The sequence below is a fragment of the Bradyrhizobium sp. JYMT SZCCT0428 genome (genome assembly GCF_018131075.1).
In the GTDB taxonomy this organism is placed as follows: domain Bacteria; phylum Pseudomonadota; class Alphaproteobacteria; order Rhizobiales; family Xanthobacteraceae; genus Bradyrhizobium.
In genome coordinates this window covers 277,476-294,287 of sequence record NZ_JAFCLS010000001.1, presented here as the reverse complement: position 1 = coordinate 294,287, position 16,812 = coordinate 277,476, and the positions used below count along the sequence as shown (strand labels likewise).

Sequence of the window (16,812 nt, the reverse complement as noted above, 5' to 3'; positions counted from 1 at the left end):
GTGTCGGCAGGCGGATGCACGCTGCCACGGCCCAAGATCCAACGGGCCGCGGCGGCGAAATCGCCTCAGCTGCGCATGAAGCCTTCGAGTTCGCCTTCGGCCCAGGCCAGCGTCTTCTCCATGGGCTCGCCCCGGTAGAAGCGCACGCACATCTTGGTGAGCGTTGCCTGGGTGTAGATCTGCTGGGCGACCTTGGGCGGCGCGGGCGACGCCGAGATCGAAAGCAGCTGATGCTTGTGCGGATTCGGATAGTGGTAGAGCGTGCCCTTCGGCGGTCCTTCCTCGGCCCATGTCTTCAGGGTCGTCAGTTTCTCGAAGGCTGGCAGGTCGTAACCGCCGCTCGCCGCCACCATTTTCTCGACCGCATCCGGCTGCGACAGACGCGTCAGCACGCTCTTTGCCGCCTCCTTGTTCTTGGAGAAGCTCCAGACGCTCCAGAAGTAGGGCAGGAACGGTGCGAAGCGGCCCTTCGGACCGACCGGGAAGCCGTGGGTCCAGCATTGCTCCGCGATCTGCGGCGCATCGCGCCTGGCGACGGCCCACGCGCTCGGCGGATTCATGATCAGGGCGCCTCTGCCCGAGACCAGCCACCTGTTGTTGGAGCCGTCGTCCCATGACGGCGCGTCTGACGGCAGAAAAGCCATCAGCTTTTTGTAATATTCGAGCGCCTGCCGCACGTTGTCGTTCTTGACGACGACGTTGCCCTTGGCATCGACGACCTCCGCCCCGAACGCCAGGAAGAACGCCCCGACGGTATCGACGGAATCGCTGGTCTCGCCAAGCCCGATGCCGAAGGGAACGCCGCCCTTGTGACAGGCCTCCGCCGCCTTCAGGAATGTGTCCGTGGTCCAGCCATCGGCTTTCGGTGCCGAACCTGCCGGATACATGGCCTGGACGTCGATGCCGGCGTGCTGCTTCATCAGATCGATGCGCGAGCAGGGCCCCTTGATCTGGCTGCCGACGCAGGCCGGAACGCCCAGCCATTTGTTGCCGGCCTTGCCGAGGTACTGAACGGTGCCGTTGACTTCGCCGTTCTGCTTGATGAGCCCCTCGACCACGTCATTCATCGGCTCGAGCAATTCCGCCTGGGCGTGCGGCCACCAGGTCGGCATCGCCAGAATGTCATGGCCCGCCTTCGCCTGGGCCTCGGCGGCGATCGTCAGGAGGTTCTTGTTACCCTGGCTCGGGATGTAGTCGATGGCGACCTCGACCTTTTCCTTTTCGGCCCACTCATTGACAATATCGGTAGAAGCCTTGTTGGCGCCAGGTACCCAATGGTCCCAAAATCCGATCGATAGCTTGCCGGCGGCGTGCGCGCCGCGCACGTAGGGAGCGGTCACGAGTGCCGCCGATGATAGCGCTGTCGCAGCAATGAATTGGCGTCGAGTAAGCTTCTTCCGTGTCATGGCGTTCCTCCCTGGATGGGCCAATCGGATATGAAGAAATTCCCGTTCTTGCTTTTCTATTCGGCTCCGTTCGGGCGCCGCGCATTTTTCATTATTGACGATCAGAGCAGAATTGCCAGCGTCTGTCGAGAAATCACGTAGGCGCTGTCCTAGAACTAACGTTGCGTGCAGATCGAAGGCAGCGACGACCGTTAGCCCGTTGTCTACCGCTCATTGCTGACTCATGGCGCGGAATATTGCGTTGCACCTATCGAACTCACCGGAGGGGGTGAGGATGTGAAGTAGCGCCGCAGGTTCCCCTACCGCGTGTCCAAATTGGGATACGCCGCCGTTTTCATCACCGGGACGGCTGGGCGCGGCAGGTAGACTCGCGCGGCGCGAAAACGATAAAATCGGATTCGGCCGCGGTCCTTGGCCCAGCACCACCACGCCGGAAACTCACGATCGACCATGGAGACCAGACAATGACCAGCCCGACATCGAAGCTGCGCGCGCGGCTCAGACTGTGCGCAGCCCTTGGGGTGGCCGCCCTTATGCTGTTTAGCGCGTCGCTCACGGTGGAGGCACAGGTGGTTGAGGGGGTCCAAAAGGGCGCCCGGGAGGGGAACAAGGCAGCCGGACCGGTCGGCGGCGTGCTTGGCGGCGCTATCGGCGGTGTCGTGGGGGTGGTGACCGGTGTGACCGGCGTCCTCACCGGCGGCGCACAACAGCAACAGCAGCAAGCGGCCCCGGCGAAGGGTGGCAAACAGGGCGATACCGCAAAGCAGGACGATGCCGCAAAATCCGGCAAGGTGGCCAAGGGGACTAAGACGGCAGCAAGACAGCCGCAGGTGCTGACCCAGACCGGTGCACCGCAAATGACGGCCGAACAGATCGTCGCCAACAGCGACGCCAATATCGAGCGCATCAAGAAGCAATTGAATCTGACGCCCGAGCAGGAGAAGAACTGGTCCGGCTTCAACAGTGCGATGCACTATCTCGGCCATAATGGCGCCGATCGCCTCAATCTGCGTATTGCGCGCGCCAAACGCGATCCGCCCGACGACATCATCGAGCAGATGCGGAACGAGGCCCAATTTCTCAATGACCGCGCGGTGGACCAGCGCAATGTGGCCGATGCCGCCGAGCCTTTATTCGCAAGCCTGGACGAGAAGCAGAAGAAGATATTCATCCAGGAAATGGTCAATCTGAGCCACGAGCGCGGGCTGGATTAGCGCGCGCGATCCTTGGCGCGTTCGCATGAGAACGTCATCCGCCCCGGATCAAGTCCGGGGCTGGCTTTCGCAGGGCAAGTGGTATGCCCGTGGGCGAATAGCCGGGCACGCATGCCCTGGGGTAGGTGAAAGGCGAGGCACCCGGCTATCCTGCCGCAGCGGCGCGGCGGGTTCCAATCGCCATGTAATGATGAAGAAACCCTGACGGGATCGCGCCCGACTGATGGCTGACTTGCGGCCTTGTCGGGAACCGCTAACGCAAAGCCGAAACCGAAAAGCCGGAATTCAAACAAGTTCGGCCAGTGCTGGGGCGTGGCGGAATGGTCGAACGTTGCTCGCGGCGGTGGCCGGCTACGCCTTCGCGAAATTCAGTTCCACACCGACGCCGTCGGGATCGTACAGGAAGAATTGCGTATCGCCGGTTCGCGGCACGATGCTCTCCCGGAATTTTACGCCTTTGGCCTGCAGGCGCTTGCGCACGCCGTCGACGTCAGTCGCGGCAAAGGCAATGTGGTCAAGCCGCCCGGTGTCCGCGTATTTCTTCTCGGTACCGCGCACCACGATGCCCTCGCGTGGCTGACGCGTACCCATCAGGTGCACGGTGGCGGTGCCGCCGGAGTAGAGCCAGTAGCCGGGGAAACCGAGCGGCGGACGGTCGCCGTTCTCGAGTCCAAGCACGTCGCAGTAGAAATCCTTGGTGCGCTCGAGATCGGAAGGTTCGATGGTGTAGTGCTGTAATCCGCCAAGTCCCATGGTTTGTTCTCCTTAGCCGCAAAGGGGTTAGACAAAGGTGAGATCGACATCGACGCCCATCATCCATGCGCCGACGGTTTCAAAATGTCTGATCTGGCCTTGCAGTTGCTGGGTTACGGTATGGATGTCGCGGAAGCGGCGCTCCAACGGGTGGCCCTCGAAGATCGCGGTGGCTCCCGCCGCGTTGTAGGCGAAGTCGACCGCCTCGCGTGCCTTGTGGATGGCGTTGGTGGCGGCCATGCGGACGGTGATGCGCTGCGCGACGGTGATGCTGGCGCCGGCGACGAGGTCCTTCCAGATTTCGGCCATCGATTGCAGCACGAAACCGCTGGCGGCGCGCAAATTGACCTCGGCCTGGGCGAGGCCGGTCTGGACCACGGCGTTGTCGCGCAAGATGCCCTTGGCGCCGCGCGGCACTTTGTTGCGCGCCACCTCGACGAAGTCGTCGAGCGCGCTTCGGGCAATGCCGCAGGCAACGCCGGCAAAGCCGACCTGGTAGCAAGTGCCGGCCCCCATGCGATAGAGCGGACCGCTCTCGCGGCATTCCCGGTCGAATTCACGGGTGATGGAATGGTCCGTTGGAACGAAGAAATCATTCAACGCGAACTGGTCGCTGGCGGTGCCGCGCAGGCCGACGGTGTTCCAGATGTCGGTCCATTCGACGTCCTCGGTTCGTACCAGCATGGTCCGCTCCAACGGCATGCCGTTGGCTTCCAATCGGGGAGCGCCGTCGGCCGCGAAGATCGGAGAATGCGCGCCGAGCCAGGTCGCGTGCCGACCACCGGAAGCAAAGGCCCACACGCCCGTGACCCTGTAACCGCCCTCGCATTCGATCGCACGGACCTTGGGCCCGGGACCCCAGGCGAGTACTGCGCGCGGATCCCCGAAGATCGCGCGCGCGACCGGCAGATCGAGATAGGCCGCCGACATCGCACAGCCGCCGGCCTGGCTGAGGCACCAGGCTGTGGACGCATCCGCTTTGGCGATGGTTTCAATGACATGAAAGAAGGTGACGGGATCGGTTTCGATCCCGTCGGTCGAGCGCGGCAGCAACAGACGAAACAGCTGCGCGTCGTGCAGCCTGTCGAGCAACGCCGGCGGTAGCCGGCGCTTATTCTCAATGTCGTTTCCCGCGGCCGCCACATCGGGACGAACAGCCTCGGCACGGGCGATGATCGCCCGGTCACCGGCAAGGTCGGCAGCAGTCGCGATCAAATTATCCAAGCCTCCATCGACGCATTGTATTCAAGGCTATGCCTGCCGGACTCTCGCCGCCGACATATTCAGCCCGTCGGCCAGTTCCTTGTCGATCTGCTCGATCGACTTGCCCCTGGTCTCGAAGCCGACGAAATAATACACGATGCCGGCCATCAGGAACCAGCAGCCGAGATAGACGAACGCTGTCACCGCCTATGTAAAAAGGGTATCGCCGGGCCGTCGCGCGCGACAAGCCCACGAAGACGCGGAGCACATCTGCGCAGAAGCGAGGAGGACCATCCTGCCGCTCCGCACAATGTCGCGGTCCATCGTCGCCGATCGCGTTGCGCTGCACACACGCCATTTGCTTAAGGTTTCTCGGCTAGTTAGATAGGTCGAGCGATATCCACGGCCGGAGCGCATGGAAGAAAAGCGAAAATATCCGCGAACCGAGATCGAGGCGCCCGCCTATGTCTCATCGGGCGGCTCCGTGATGCGTTGCGTGGTGAGGAATATTTCGCTCGAGGGTGCGGCGATCGACGTTGAGAACCCTGCATTCGTTCCGCAGCACTTCCGCCTCGTGATGGCGAAGGATTCCTCGATCGTTCATGAGTGCCGGGTCGCCTGGATCAGGAAGAACCGGATCGGCCTGACGTTCATGAATGTCGTACAGGAACCGCCGGAATGAAGTGACGCGTCACTCTATCCTGAGCTTCGCGTCACGTACCACTTTGCCCCATTTTTCCATTTCCAGCTTGATGCGGGCGCCGAATTCCTCCGGCCGGTTCGCGACCGGCTTGAATCCGAGCGCGGTCAGGCGCTCTTTCACGTCTGCCTGCCCGACCGCCTTGGCAATTTCGCGATAGAGCAGGTCGACGATCTCTTTCGGCGTTCCCGCCGGCGCAAGGATGCCCGTGATGGTGTCGGCCTCCTGGTCCTTGATGCCTTGTTCGGCAAAGGTCGGCACGTCTGGCAACTGCGCAGCGCGCTCGCTTGCGGCAACGCCGAGCGCGCGCAATTGGCCAGCTTGCACCGCCGAAAGGGCGGGCGGCAGCGCGGTGAAAGCGATCGGCGTGTGTCCGCCGACGGTTGACTGGATCGCAGGCGCTGCGCCGGTAAACGGCACGTGCACCAGATCGAGGCTGAACGCCAGCCGAAACAGCTCACCCCCCAGATGCGGCGTCGAACCGACGCCGGGGCCGGCAAAACCGTACTTGCCGGGATTGTCACGGATCAGTTGCACCAATTCCGGAAGCGACTTGGCTGGCACCGACGGGTTGACCACCACCACGTTCGGGGAAACCGCGACCAGCGTCACCGGCGCGAAATCCCTGACCGCATCGTACGGCACCTTGGCGTAGAGGCTGGGATTGACCACAAAGCCGGTGCTGACGACCATGATGGTGTAGCCATCGGGCGTCGCGCGGGCGACCTGGCCGGACGCAGTGTTGCCGCCGGCGCCGCCGATATTCTCCACAAAGAACTGCTGGCCGAGTGCATCGGAGAGCTTTTGCGACACCATGCGCGCGATCACGTCGGTCGGGCCGCCGGCGGGAAACCCGACAACCACGCGCACCGGGCGGTTCGGATAGTTCTGTGCCGAGGCCGTCGGGACGCCGCCCAGCAGCAGCGCCGCAGCGAGCAAGATTTGCAGAACGGCCGCCATGACGCCCCCCGATTTTATGTTTGTTGACGCCATCATCAACGACGGCGCGCCGCAGAACAAGGGGGAGGCGTGGCGCGGCGCAGTCGTTACTTCTTCAGCAGCGGCTTGATCCGCTCTTCGAGTTCCTCGAAAGACATCGAGCCTTTCAGCCGCTCGCCATTGAGGAAGAAGGTCGGCGTTGAATCGACCTTGAGCGTTTCGTGGGCGTATTTCTGATCCGCGGCGAGCTTGTCGAGCATCGCCTGATCCCTCTCGCAAGTTACCACGTCATGTTCGCTCATCCCGTTCAGCTTGCCGACGAAATTCAGGGTTTCCTTGGTCTGCCTGATCAGCCGGTCCTGCAGCTTGAACAGGGCCTCGATGGCGCTGAAATATTTTTCCGAATCGTTCCTGGCGATGCAGCGCGCCAGCATCGAGGCCGCCGCAGCCGCGACGTCGAGCGGGAACTCGCGGAACACGAAGCGGACCTTGCCGGTGTCGATATATTTGGAGCGCAGCATCGGAAAGACGTTCTCGCCGAAGGCGGCGCAGTGCGAGCAGCTCATCGACGCGTATTCCGTGATGGTCACTGGCGCCTTCGGCGAGCCGATCGCGATGTCCGGCAGCGACACCGGCTTGGCGACAGCCGCCGCCATTGCGCTCTGGGCGACGGCGGGGCCTGTGAAAAACGGCGCGGTGAAAGCGAGCAGGGCGACAAAGGCGATGCAGCGACGGGCGTTCAACGGGCTATTCCAAATTGATGGGCGGGGAGAGTCTGTCCGGTTCTTCCGTGTCTGAAATTATCTATATTCTTCAACAAGCAAAGACGAAAGCCGGATGTGTCACAGCAGCGGTCGATCCGCGTGGAGCTGCGCGCCGTCATGGCCGCCGATATCGCTGGTCGGAGCTTCATCGCCGACGCGTGCAGCAAACGTCCTGAAGTTGATGGAGTGGCTGAAAACCTCTCAGGGTTTATCATGCAGAGGTTTTGACATTTCCCGGAACTTCCAACCTCACCCGGCTCTTGCCGAAATGGATCAGTGCTTTTCGAGACCATGACGGCGGCAGACGCAACGCGGATTTTCAGTCGACATCACGTAGAACTACGGATGCCGGTCCACGTGGTCGGGCTACCAGAGTTGAATATGTTCGCTCGCGGGAGATGTGCACAACGTGACGGTCTGCGATCTGCACGGTTGAATTAATCGTGCTTGCTTACGATGATCGACGATACCAGTTGACCGGGAAAATCTGGCAATCCATTCATACCGGGCGAGCTGGCTTTGAAAGCCGGCGGGCAAGAAGGGTGAGGGGGCAGTGGCGATAGATCCATTCATAGACGAGATCTATGAAGCGGCGGTCGTTCCGGAGAAATGGCGGTCCATCCTCGATCGCCTGGCGGAAATAGCCGATGCCGAGGGTACGCTGCTGTTCGCGGCTGGCCCTGGAGATCCCCGATGGCTGTCATCCAGATCCATTGAGGGGTTCATCGCGGAATGGACCGGCAGCAAATGGTATCTCGACAATCCACGCGGCCAGCGCCTCGTTCCAATCGACGAACCGAGGTTCCTGACCGATCTGGACGAGTTGACGATGGAGGAGATCGACGCCTCCGATTTTTATACCGAACTGTTGCGCCCTCGTGGACTTGGATGGTGCGTTGGAACGTCGATACGTTCACCGGCCGGCGATACGCTGGTGTTCTCGATCGAGAAGGCTCACAGCAAGGGCCCGGTGCCGCGTTCGGTTGCGGAGACCTTGGATCATTTGCGTCCGCATCTTGCACGGGCATCGGTCCTCTCGGCGCGACTGGGGCTGGATCGGGCGATATCGACAGTCGCGACGCTGGACGCGATCGACTTGCCGGCTGCGGCGTTGGCGTCCACTGGTCGCGTTATCTCGGCCAATGCCGGTTTCCTCGCGAGCAAGGGTCATGTCCGCGTCGGCGCGGGAAACCTCATTCAATTTACATCCGAACCGGCTCAGACATTGCTGATGGAAGCCATTTCGAGCGGCGGGCGTTCCTCGAATGGAATCGGCCGCTCCATTCCGGTCCGAGCCACCAGGACTGACCCGGCTTTTGTCGCTCACGTCGTGCCCTTGCACGGCGGCGGACGGGATGTTTTCACCGGTGCCTTGTCGATCGTTTTCATCACGTCGATGGTGCCAAGCACCAGCCCGGCGTCGCCATTGTTGCAGGCCCTTTTTGATCTCACACCGGCGGAGGCACGCACGGCGAGTCAGATCACCGAAGGCAAATCGATCGAACAGATTTCGTCCACAACCGGAATAGCTCAGAACACGATTCGATCTCACCTGAAATCGGTGTTTCAAAAGACAGGAGTGCAGCGGCAAGCGGAATTGGTCAGCTTGCTCGGCGTAACGATCAATCAAGTCACGTAGGATTACTGGTTAACGCCTAACCCATTTAGGGGAGGCTATTTTGTTGTTGACGTGTGGCTTGACTTGACCGCGACGATTTCTAAAGACTACATAAAACGCATTCTAAAATTTCATTTTCAAAAACTCATACAAGCCCGTTGGGGCTTTGAACAACAACCAATCAAAAGCAGCGGAATGATCTGACGCCGTCAGCTGTTGCAGCCGGGGACCAGCTTCGGCCTGACCGACCTGCAATTCGCCGTTATCGAACCACCCACCGATACACTGCAATTATTTACCGACAATCAGGGTGTCCAGAACACTGGCCGGTTCGAGGGTGGCGCGTTTTACCGACGTCACGGCCTGTTCGGCGTGGACGATCGCCTGACGTTCTATGGGGTGAGGTCGGACGGCAATCTCAACGGCAACGTCGCCTACAACATTCCAGTAAACCCCTGGGGCGGCCGCGTCGGCGTGAGTTACACGCAAGGCAAGATCAAGATCATCGACGGACCGTTCGTTGCGCTCGACGTAACCGGGCGGTCGACCCAGGCCTCCATCAACTTCAGCCAGCCGGCCTGGGTTACACAAAACTGGCTGCTGCTGCTCAATGCGGCCCAGACCGACGGCAATACAGTAAGCCGGTTTAGCACCGTTGCGGTAACCAGCGACCGCTATCAGCGAACCACGGGCGGGTTTTCGTTGACCAATTCCGGCAACAATTATTCCATCACCGTCTCGCCGTCGATGAACTACATCGAATGGCACGATTACATTCTGAACGGCAACCGAACCTTCAACACATACACCGGCAGTGCGATAGCGACGGGGACGGGACCTGCCAATTTCAGCGCCAATCTCTTGGGCAGCTGGCAGTATTCGCCGACAAAGCTGTTGCCCGGCGACCAGATCTTTTCGATCGGCGGCCCGACCACCGTGCGCGGCTATCCCACCAATGCGGTGGCCGGCGACAGCGGCTATTACGTCAACGCTGAACTGCACTACAACTGGTCGTACATTCTCAAGGGCCTGGACACGTATGTGTTCACCGATTGGGGCGCGGTGTTCTCCACATTCCCCGGCATCGTCGAATTGAGTTCGATCGGGGTGGGGTTCTCGTGGACGATGGCGCCGTCGCTGACGTTCGAGGGCAGCTATGCAACGCCCCTGAAATTGGCGATCTCCACTCAGCGGCACTACGAATACTATGGCCGGTTTATCTTCCGGCCCCTGCTGATGTTCCCAAAGCAAAACGTGCCCGGATAGGCACTCGGCCAGGATTCTGGCGAGGCGCCCCGAAACATCCCGGCCAATGTGCTGACATGCCCGGTGACCGCGTTGCCATTCTCGACGCGCGTCCCGGAAATGCTATGCAGGGCACATGAGCAATTTCAGCGGAGTTCGTACGATGCCCAACCCATCTCGGCGCGTCGCCGTCGTCGGCCTTGGTCCAATCGGGCGGAAGGTCGTGGAAGCCCTGGATCAAGGCATCGACGGTCTGGTCCTCGCGGCGGTATCGGTACAGGACCCGGCCAAGCATGGCGATTTTCTCGGCAAATTGAAGCGATCGCCGGCCGTCTTGCCGATCGACGATCTCTGCGCGGCGGCCGATATCGTGATCGAGTGCGCACCCAGTAAGCTCGTTCGATCGATTGTCATCCCGTTCGTGAACCGCGGTAAAACTGCGATCGTCCTGAGCGTGGGCGCGCTTCTGGAGAACGAGGATCTCATTGCACTGGCCAGGCAGAACGGCGGCCAGATCGTCGTGCCGACCGGTGCGCTGATCGGTCTCGACGCGGTCACTGCCGCGGCGGAAGGCAATATCCAGTCGGTCAGGATGGTGACGCGAAAGCCGCTCAACGGCCTCGCCGGGGCTCCCTATCTGGTCGAAAACAACATCGACATTGCGGGCATTACCGAGCCCTTGAAGATTTTCGAGGGCACCGCCCGTGATGCCGCCAAGGGCTTCCCGGCGAATCTCAATGTTGCCGTGGCGCTGTCGCTGGCGGGCCTTGGGCCGGACCGGACCATGCTGCAGATCTGGGCCGATCCAACCGTGACCCGCAACGTGCACCGCGTTGAAGTGGAATCGGACTCCGCACGCTTTTCGATGACGATAGAGAACATTCCCTCGGAGAACCCGAAAACTGGCCGTATCACGGCACTTTCGGTCATTGCCTATCTGCGCAAGCAAGGTTCAGCTTTGCGCGTCGGGACCTGAGGATCAGGCGGTGAGGGCAGGCCTCACTTCGTGAGCGACATCCAGCGCTCCGTGGCGCCGATCGCCGCCGACCAAAGCTGGTCCGCAGGCTGGCCGCGGTGCAGCGCCTTGCCGACCTCGCAGATCGCCATGAATGCACCAGAGCGCGCCTCTTCGACCTCCAGCGGCTGCTCGCCACTTCCCTGAACCAGGCCGACCAGTCCGTTCAGTATCGGCAAGGCCAATTGCGCCGGTTGATCTTCGGCAGCTTTCAAGGCGTCCAGCACGCGCGTCGCCTTCTCGAAATCATGCATGGCCATTTGGCAAAGTCCGAGGGTGTAAAGCCCAGGATAGCAGGATGGGCTGGATAACGTCTAATTTTGACGGAAGAGGTGTCCTGTCAACCGTGCTGATTGGACTGTCAAAATTGGATTTTGGAACTGAAGAACTACGGTGCTAGCCACGTGGCCTCGCACGCGTAGCCAGAATAATTTAGACGCCCAACCCGACGAAGTAACGCGGATTCCAGCACAAGAGGTGCACAAAGTTTGAATGCGCGCGGCAGGCGTATCAAACGCTCATCTGAGAACGATTCGCAACGTCCTCTGCGCAGGAGGAGGTTCGAACCTTCCAGATCCACGTCAATCTCTCTTGTTCGAACGTCCCGACTGCCGGTCCAGGCGAAGTCGTTGCGCCCTCAAGCGCTTTATCTCGTCATCAAGGGCGTCCATTTCCTCAGTGCGTCGCACGTCCCTGGATTTCGGCGCATCGGCGCTGCGCAGTTTTTCGAGTGCTTTCTCGACGGAGAGTTTAGGTGTTTCAGCCATGGCTAACCCCATATCCGAACGATGATTTATCGCGTGGATCGATTTACGAAGCGTACTGCCTCAAATCCAGCGCAGGGATTGATCTAGATCAACATGAATTGCGGAGCGCTGATGCGGCTTGCGCGCAATGTCCGCTACCTAAAGGGTCCGGCTGCGCTTAATTCCTTGATGTAAATCAACAGGTCAGCGGTCACAGTTCTCCATTTGCATGGAAAAAGGAGAATGACCAATGAGTGATCTCGTCGTGATTGCGTTTCCGACGGAAGCGAAGGCGGAGGAAGTTCGGCAGAAACTGCTGGCCATGCAGAAAGAGTATCTGATCGAATTGGGCGATGCGGCGATTGCCGTGAAGGATGCCCACGGAAGCATCAAGCTGAATCAACTGATCAACACCACGGCTGCCGGTGCGGTCTCCGGGACATTTTGGGGCACGCTCATTGGCCTGATTTTTCTGATGCCGCTGGCCGGTGCGGCCCTTGGCGCAGCCTCGGGCACGCTCGGCGGATACCTGACCGATGTCGGCATCGACGACAAATGGATGAAGGAAACCGCGGCGGCCATTCAGCCCGGGACGGCGGCACTGTTCGTGCTCGTGCGCAAGGTCACCGCGGACAAAGTGCTCGAGGGGCTCAAGGGTGAAGGTGGCACGGTACTGAAGACGTCTCTTGACCATACCAAGGAAGCGGCGCTGCAGGCGGCCCTGGCCGGAGCCCTGGCGGCTGCTCCGTCAGCGCCTTCCTGAGCGCATGACAGGCGTGGCATGCGACTGAACTTCCGCGGCTGGTCTGTTGCGGTTCTGGCTCTCGTTTCTTGTGCGTCACCGGGAGCGATGGCACAGGTCCTTACGCCGTTCCGAAGTGAATCCCAGGCGCAGCGTCATTGTCCGGGGGAGACGGTCGTCTGGCTCGATTTCGGAAGAGGGCGCTATTACTTCAAAGGCCAGAGGCGCTACGCGTCGGGAACTACCGGCAGCTTCGTATGCAGGCATGAAGCCCGGGATAGCGGCTATCGACGTTCGCGCCTGGGATTGAGGTAGGCTCTCCGCACCGCAGCTCGCCACGTGTTCTGAAGCAGTTTCAACGCGACGCCGCGGTGCCTGAGCCCTAAGCGAGCTTTAGCGACAGATGGATTGCTTGCGGGTCCCGGCGCGAGTCAGGCCTGAAGCCGAACTTTCCGAATACTTTTATCATCGCGGCGTTTTCGGGCAGAACTTCTGCCGTCAATTCCTGCAATCCGCCATCTCTGGCGAGCTTGACGAGATGACGCATCAGGATCGAGCCGACGCCGCGTCCCTGCCAGGTATCGATGACGACAAACGCCATCTCGGCGCGCCCTGGTTCGAAGACAATGTACCGGCCGCCCCCGACGACGGCCTTGCGACCTGCTTCTTCGGCGAGCGCGACAATTGCGACGTGATTCTTGAAATCGATGTCCATGAAGAAGGCGCGCTCCTTGTCCGAGAAGTGGCGCTTCATCACGAAGAAGCGACGCTGTAGCGATTGGGCGCTGGTGTTTCCGACCGCAGCGAGCATGTCGGCTTCATCCTCCCGCCGAAGAGCGCGGATTTCGATTTCTCCACCGTCTCGGAGACGTTCGCGTGCGGCGTAGTTGATGGCCTCGGACATGGCGTCTCGCATGCTGGCGGACAAAGTATCCGTCCCGTCTGCCGATGAAGCCGTCACCGGCCTACATTGGTTTGATCTGGATCAAGACTATTGCGCAGGCGCGGCCGGTAGCTTGGCGACAGCATGCCCGCTCCCAGATGAAGGCGCGTCCTTGAAAACCCTTCGCCAGTATTTGCCCGGAGACGATGTCATCCAGCTCGTGATCCGGCTCGGATTGCTCGCCTTCCTGATCTACTGGACCTTCGTTCTGATCCGCCCCTTCGTGCCGATCCTGACATGGAGTATCGTCCTCGCCGTCGCGCTCTACCCCGTCTTTGGCGCACTTTCCGGACTTCTCGGGGGACGTCCAAGGCTCGCGGCGACAATTCTCACCCTGATCAATCTCGGCATCGTTATTGGGCCGGCGACCTGGCTTGGTTTGAGTGCCCTCGACGGAGTGAGGGAGTTCGCTGGTGGTCTAGGTGCTGGTAACCTGGTGGTTCCAACGCCGCCGGCGGCCGTCAAGGATTGGCCGCTCATCGGTCCCCAGCTTTACGAGCTCTGGGCCCAGGCTTCTAACAACATTCGATCCGCGCTACGCGAGGTCGCTCCCCATCTGAAGCCGTTGGCCGGCACGTTGCTCGCGCTCGCGGGCAATGCCGGCGTCGGTACGCTCAAGTTCCTCCTCTCTGTGCTGCTGGCCGGGTTTTTGTTTCCCTACGGCTCGCAGCTCGTGGCGGCGGGCAGGGGATTTCTCTTTCGCATCGTGCCCGAGCAGAGCGAACATTTCCTGGAATTGGCGGGCGCGACCATCCGCGCGGTATCCCAGGGCGTCATCGGCGTCGCCATCATCCAGTCCTTGCTGGCCGGCATCGGGTTCAAGCTGGCGGGCGTTCCAAGCGCCGGCCTGTTGGCCTTCCTGGTGATGCTGCTGACGATCGTGCAGATCGGTGCGGCAATCGTACTGCTCCCAGTGATTATCTGGATCTGGTTCGACAAGGATTTCACCACGGCACTGCTGCTGACGTTGTTCCTCGGCATCGTCGGCGTGCTCGACAACATCGTGAGACCGCTGGTGATGGGGCGGGGCCTGACAACGCCGACACTCGTCATCTTCGTCGGGGTAATCGGGGGAACGCTCGCGCACGGAATTGTCGGCCTCTTTATCGGACCGATCATTCTCTCGCTCGCCTGGGAACTGACGGTGGCCTGGATACACGCCGATCGCGTTGCCGCAGCGTCATCGCCGGCTGATCGTCGAACGTTGACCTAAATCAACGTTCGCTGGCGCGGGACCCGTTGAATAAAGCAGATAATGACGAGGTCGGAACATGTCGACAGACACTGCAGCGTCAGCAGGCGGCCCCATCTCAGGGCTTGTCGCTTCAGCCGTAGAATACATGGTCGATGCGGGACAGAGGAGCGTTCTCTTCCTTGACGTCATGCGTCAGCGGGGCGACCAGTACCGGGAACACCTGGCCCAGACCGCACCGCATGTTCTGCAGTATTCGGCTGAACTGATCATCGACGGCCGCAAGCTCGATGAGCCGGTCAACTATGCGCTCGTCCGCATTATTCCGCCCAAAGACGTCGAGATCGATCTCGACCGCCGGCCGTTCATCGTGGTCGATCCGCGCGCCGGACATGGTCCGGGAATTGGCGGGTTCAAGGCGGACAGCGAAATCGGCGTCGCGATGAAGGCGGGTCATCCCTGCTACTTCATCGGCTTCCTGCCGGAACCGATGCCTGGACAGACAATCGAGCGCATCGCGCGCGCCGAGGCTGTCTTCATCGAGCAAGTCATCAGCCGACATCCGCAAGCCGACGGCAAGCCGTGCGTGATCGGCAACTGCCAGGCCGGCTGGGCCGTCATGATCCTGGCGTCGCTGCGGCCCGAACTGTTCGGGCCCGTGATCATCGCCGGTGCGCCGCTCGCCTATTGGGCGGGCGTGCACGGCAAATACCCGATGCGTTACTCCGGCGGCCTTCTGGGAGGAAGCTGGCTGACCGCGCTGACGAGCGATCTCGGAGCCGGCAAGTTCGACGGCGCCTGGCTGGTGCAAAATTTCGAAAGCCAAAATCCGTCGAACACGCTGTGGACCAAGCAGTACAACGTCTACTCGAAGGTCGATACCGAGGCCGAGCGATACCTCGAATTCGAACGCTGGTGGGGTGGACACGTCAACCTGAATGCCGAGGAGATCCAGTTCATCGTCGATGAACTGTTCGTCGGCAACAACCTCGCCGCCGGCCGGATCCAAATGTCCGACGGACAGATGGTCGATCTGCGCAATATCCGATCACCGATCCTGGTCTTCTGCTCCAAGGGCGACAACATCACGCCGCCGCAGCAGGCGCTGGACTGGATCCTCGATCTCTATGCCGACGTCGACGAAATCCGGACCTACGGGCAGACGATTGTTTACACCGTTCACGAAAGTGTCGGCCATCTCGGCATCTTCGTTTCCGGCGGCATTGCCAAGAAGGAACATGCGGAGTTCTCCAGCAACATCGACCTGATCGACGTGTTGCCGCCCGGGCTCTATGAGGCAACTTTCGAGGCCAAGGGTGACGATACCACAAGCGCCGATATGGTCGTCGGCCAATGGGTGATGCGCTGCGAGGTGCGGACGCTTGACGACATCCGCGCCATGGGCGGCAATTCGCCCGAGGATGAGCGGCGTTTTGCAGCAGCCAAACGCGTGTCCGAGATCAATCTCGCCGCCTACCAGAAGTTCCTCCAGCCGTTGGTCAAGCGCCTGGTGACACCGCAGATGGCGGAGTCGATGCGCCATTTGCACCCCCTGCGGATGCAGTACGAGGCGTTCAGCAGCCTGAATCCTTTCATGTCGGCGATCAAGTCTCTTGCGGAGAAGGCGACTGGGGAGCGCAAGCCGGTGTCGACGGACAATCCGTTCATGGCGTTCCAGGAGCAAGTCTCCAAGCAGATCGTTCATGCGCTCGACAGCTGGCGTGATTCGCAGGAAGCGCTCAGCGAGGCGATCTTCCTTGCCGTCTATGGCTCGCCGGCGGTTCAGGCGGCCGTCGGTATCGATCCGCAGTCGGTACCGTCACGGCGGCAGGAAATGTCGGCCAAGCACCGCCAGATGCTGGAGGCCCGGATCGCCGAGCTGAAATCCAGGATCGGCGACGGAGGCCTTCGAGAAGCGGCGCTTCGCGGCCTGCTCTATGTCGGGTCGGCGCGGGGAATGGTGGACGAGCGCAGCCTTGAAGCGCTGCGTAACGTTCGGCGGAACGACAAGGGTGCGCGGCTGACGCTGTCCGAGTTCAAGACACTGGTCCGCGAGCAATTCTTCATGTTGCTGCTGGATCGCGACAATGCGTTGGCCGCTATCCCGAAAATGTTGCCTGACAACGCCGACGCCCGGCGTGCGGCCTTCGACGCGATCCGCGAAGTGCTGTCCGCCAGCGCCGCGATATCGGGTGAGGTCGCGAGCCGCCTGCAGCGTGTCGCCGAACTGTTCGGCGTCGACGCAACGGACATGTTGGAGAGGACCTCCAACGTTGCCCCTTTCGACCCCAAAGCGAAGGCTTCGTAACGAAGGTTGGACGAGATCGGAGCA

17 protein-coding genes are annotated in these 16,812 nt (G+C 61.0%); 8 read left to right on the top strand and 9 right to left on the bottom strand.

Going from position 1 to position 16,812, the window contains the following annotated elements:
- Positions 1 to 65 precede the first annotated feature (65 nt).
- Entirely contained in the window at positions 66 to 1,406 is a 1,341-nt protein-coding gene (locus JQ575_RS01520; protein WP_212031514.1) for an ABC transporter substrate-binding protein, read from the bottom strand.
- Positions 1,407 to 1,870: 464 nt separating this feature from the next.
- On the opposite strand from JQ575_RS01520, the gene JQ575_RS01515 reads away from it, so the two are divergent.
- Complete coding sequence (locus tag JQ575_RS01515; RefSeq protein WP_212031513.1) at positions 1,871 to 2,620, top strand: Spy/CpxP family protein refolding chaperone; 750 nt, start codon at positions 1,871 to 1,873, stop codon at positions 2,618 to 2,620.
- Between the two features lie 351 nt (positions 2,621 to 2,971).
- Here JQ575_RS01515 and JQ575_RS01510 read toward each other — a convergent pair whose 3' ends face one another.
- Genes JQ575_RS01510 through JQ575_RS01500 form a run of 3 tightly spaced genes read right to left on the bottom strand, consistent with a single transcriptional unit; the run spans position 2,972 to position 4,780 of the window.
- Positions 2,972 to 3,373, bottom strand: coding sequence for a VOC family protein (locus JQ575_RS01510; protein WP_212031512.1), 402 nt, complete (start codon positions 3,371 to 3,373; stop codon positions 2,972 to 2,974).
- 27 nt (positions 3,374 to 3,400) lie between these two features.
- The gene (locus JQ575_RS01505; protein ID WP_212031511.1) at positions 3,401 to 4,597 is read right to left on the bottom strand and encodes an acyl-CoA dehydrogenase family protein; all 1,197 of its coding nucleotides are present in this window, start codon (positions 4,595 to 4,597) and stop codon (positions 3,401 to 3,403) included.
- A gap of 27 nt (positions 4,598 to 4,624) precedes the next feature.
- Entirely contained in the window at positions 4,625 to 4,780 is a 156-nt protein-coding gene (locus tag JQ575_RS01500) for a hypothetical protein (protein WP_212031510.1), read from the bottom strand.
- Between the two features lie 211 nt (positions 4,781 to 4,991).
- On the opposite strand from JQ575_RS01500, the gene JQ575_RS01495 reads away from it, so the two are divergent.
- Positions 4,992 to 5,258: a PilZ domain-containing protein gene (locus tag JQ575_RS01495; RefSeq protein WP_212031509.1), complete on the top strand. Its 267-nt coding sequence runs from the start codon at positions 4,992 to 4,994 to the stop codon at positions 5,256 to 5,258.
- Between the two features lie 9 nt (positions 5,259 to 5,267).
- On the opposite strand, the gene JQ575_RS01490 is transcribed toward JQ575_RS01495, so the two are convergent.
- Both JQ575_RS01490 and JQ575_RS01485 read right to left on the bottom strand, forming a co-directional pair.
- Positions 5,268 to 6,236: a tripartite tricarboxylate transporter substrate binding protein gene (locus JQ575_RS01490; RefSeq protein ID WP_212031508.1), complete on the bottom strand. Its 969-nt coding sequence runs from the start codon at positions 6,234 to 6,236 to the stop codon at positions 5,268 to 5,270.
- A gap of 86 nt (positions 6,237 to 6,322) precedes the next feature.
- On the bottom strand, positions 6,323 to 6,958 hold the full coding sequence (locus JQ575_RS01485; RefSeq protein WP_409364753.1) for a DsbA family protein: 636 nt from the start codon (positions 6,956 to 6,958) through the stop codon (positions 6,323 to 6,325).
- Positions 6,959 to 7,808: 850 nt separating this feature from the next.
- Between JQ575_RS01485 and JQ575_RS01480 the strand changes: the two genes are divergently transcribed.
- The 3 genes from JQ575_RS01480 to JQ575_RS01470 all read left to right on the top strand — a co-directional run bounded on the left by JQ575_RS01480 (position 7,809) and on the right by JQ575_RS01470 (position 10,818).
- On the top strand, positions 7,809 to 8,618 hold the full coding sequence (locus JQ575_RS01480; protein ID WP_212031507.1) for a helix-turn-helix transcriptional regulator: 810 nt from the start codon (positions 7,809 to 7,811) through the stop codon (positions 8,616 to 8,618).
- A 195-nt stretch (positions 8,619 to 8,813) separates the two neighbouring features.
- A complete protein-coding gene (locus JQ575_RS01475) occupies positions 8,814 to 9,863 on the top strand; it encodes a ShlB/FhaC/HecB family hemolysin secretion/activation protein (RefSeq protein WP_249166359.1) in 1,050 nt (349 codons plus the stop codon).
- Between the two features lie 142 nt (positions 9,864 to 10,005).
- Positions 10,006 to 10,818 carry an aspartate dehydrogenase gene (locus tag JQ575_RS01470; RefSeq protein ID WP_212031506.1) on the top strand — a complete coding sequence of 271 codons (813 nt, stop codon included), beginning with the start codon at positions 10,006 to 10,008 and terminating at the stop codon, positions 10,816 to 10,818.
- Between the two features lie 23 nt (positions 10,819 to 10,841).
- Here the strand turns inward: JQ575_RS01470 and JQ575_RS01465 are convergent, their stop codons facing one another.
- Together JQ575_RS01465 and JQ575_RS01460 are read right to left on the bottom strand one after the other, a co-directional pair.
- A complete protein-coding gene (locus tag JQ575_RS01465) occupies positions 10,842 to 11,117 on the bottom strand; it encodes a hypothetical protein (RefSeq protein WP_312015862.1) in 276 nt (91 codons plus the stop codon).
- 321 nt (positions 11,118 to 11,438) lie between these two features.
- Positions 11,439 to 11,624 carry a hypothetical protein gene (locus tag JQ575_RS01460; protein ID WP_212031505.1) on the bottom strand — a complete coding sequence of 62 codons (186 nt, stop codon included), beginning with the start codon at positions 11,622 to 11,624 and terminating at the stop codon, positions 11,439 to 11,441.
- Positions 11,625 to 11,853: 229 nt separating this feature from the next.
- Between JQ575_RS01460 and JQ575_RS01455 the strand changes: the two genes are divergently transcribed.
- Entirely contained in the window at positions 11,854 to 12,366 is a 513-nt protein-coding gene (locus JQ575_RS01455; RefSeq protein WP_212031504.1) for a DUF1269 domain-containing protein, read from the top strand.
- A gap of 361 nt (positions 12,367 to 12,727) precedes the next feature.
- Here JQ575_RS01455 and JQ575_RS01450 read toward each other — a convergent pair whose 3' ends face one another.
- Positions 12,728 to 13,249, bottom strand: a complete 522-nt coding sequence (locus tag JQ575_RS01450) for a GNAT family N-acetyltransferase (RefSeq protein WP_212031503.1) — start codon at positions 13,247 to 13,249, stop codon at positions 12,728 to 12,730.
- Between the two features lie 151 nt (positions 13,250 to 13,400).
- On the opposite strand from JQ575_RS01450, the gene JQ575_RS01445 reads away from it, so the two are divergent.
- Together JQ575_RS01445 and JQ575_RS01440 are read left to right on the top strand one after the other, a co-directional pair.
- Complete coding sequence (locus JQ575_RS01445; RefSeq protein ID WP_212031595.1) at positions 13,401 to 14,501, top strand: AI-2E family transporter; 1,101 nt, start codon at positions 13,401 to 13,403, stop codon at positions 14,499 to 14,501.
- Positions 14,502 to 14,559: 58 nt separating this feature from the next.
- A complete protein-coding gene (locus JQ575_RS01440) occupies positions 14,560 to 16,788 on the top strand; it encodes a DUF3141 domain-containing protein (RefSeq protein WP_212031502.1) in 2,229 nt (742 codons plus the stop codon).
- Positions 16,789 to 16,812: the final 24 nt, after the last annotated feature.

What these genes read in the sequence shown, in the direction of transcription:
- JQ575_RS01470 (WP_212031506.1), top strand. Translation starts at nt 10,006, where the DNA reads ATGCCCAACCCATCTCGGCGCGTCGCCGTCGTCGGCCTTGGTCCAATC.
- JQ575_RS01460 (WP_212031505.1), bottom strand. Translation starts at nt 11,624, where the DNA reads ATGGCTGAAACACCTAAACTCTCCGTCGAGAAAGCACTCGAAAAACTG.
- JQ575_RS01455 (WP_212031504.1), top strand. Translation starts at nt 11,854, where the DNA reads ATGAGTGATCTCGTCGTGATTGCGTTTCCGACGGAAGCGAAGGCGGAG.
- JQ575_RS01465 (WP_312015862.1), bottom strand. Translation starts at nt 11,117, where the DNA reads ATGGCCATGCATGATTTCGAGAAGGCGACGCGCGTGCTGGACGCCTTG.
- JQ575_RS01480 (WP_212031507.1), top strand. Translation starts at nt 7,809, where the DNA reads ATGGAGGAGATCGACGCCTCCGATTTTTATACCGAACTGTTGCGCCCT.
- JQ575_RS01450 (WP_212031503.1), bottom strand. Translation starts at nt 13,249, where the DNA reads ATGTCCGAGGCCATCAACTACGCCGCACGCGAACGTCTCCGAGACGGT.
- JQ575_RS01495 (WP_212031509.1), top strand. Translation starts at nt 4,992, where the DNA reads ATGGAAGAAAAGCGAAAATATCCGCGAACCGAGATCGAGGCGCCCGCC.
- JQ575_RS01515 (WP_212031513.1), top strand. Translation starts at nt 1,871, where the DNA reads ATGACCAGCCCGACATCGAAGCTGCGCGCGCGGCTCAGACTGTGCGCA.
- JQ575_RS01510 (WP_212031512.1), bottom strand. Translation starts at nt 3,373, where the DNA reads ATGGGACTTGGCGGATTACAGCACTACACCATCGAACCTTCCGATCTC.
- JQ575_RS01520 (WP_212031514.1), bottom strand. Translation starts at nt 1,406, where the DNA reads ATGACACGGAAGAAGCTTACTCGACGCCAATTCATTGCTGCGACAGCG.
- JQ575_RS01490 (WP_212031508.1), bottom strand. Translation starts at nt 6,236, where the DNA reads ATGGCGGCCGTTCTGCAAATCTTGCTCGCTGCGGCGCTGCTGCTGGGC.
- JQ575_RS01440 (WP_212031502.1), top strand. Translation starts at nt 14,560, where the DNA reads ATGTCGACAGACACTGCAGCGTCAGCAGGCGGCCCCATCTCAGGGCTT.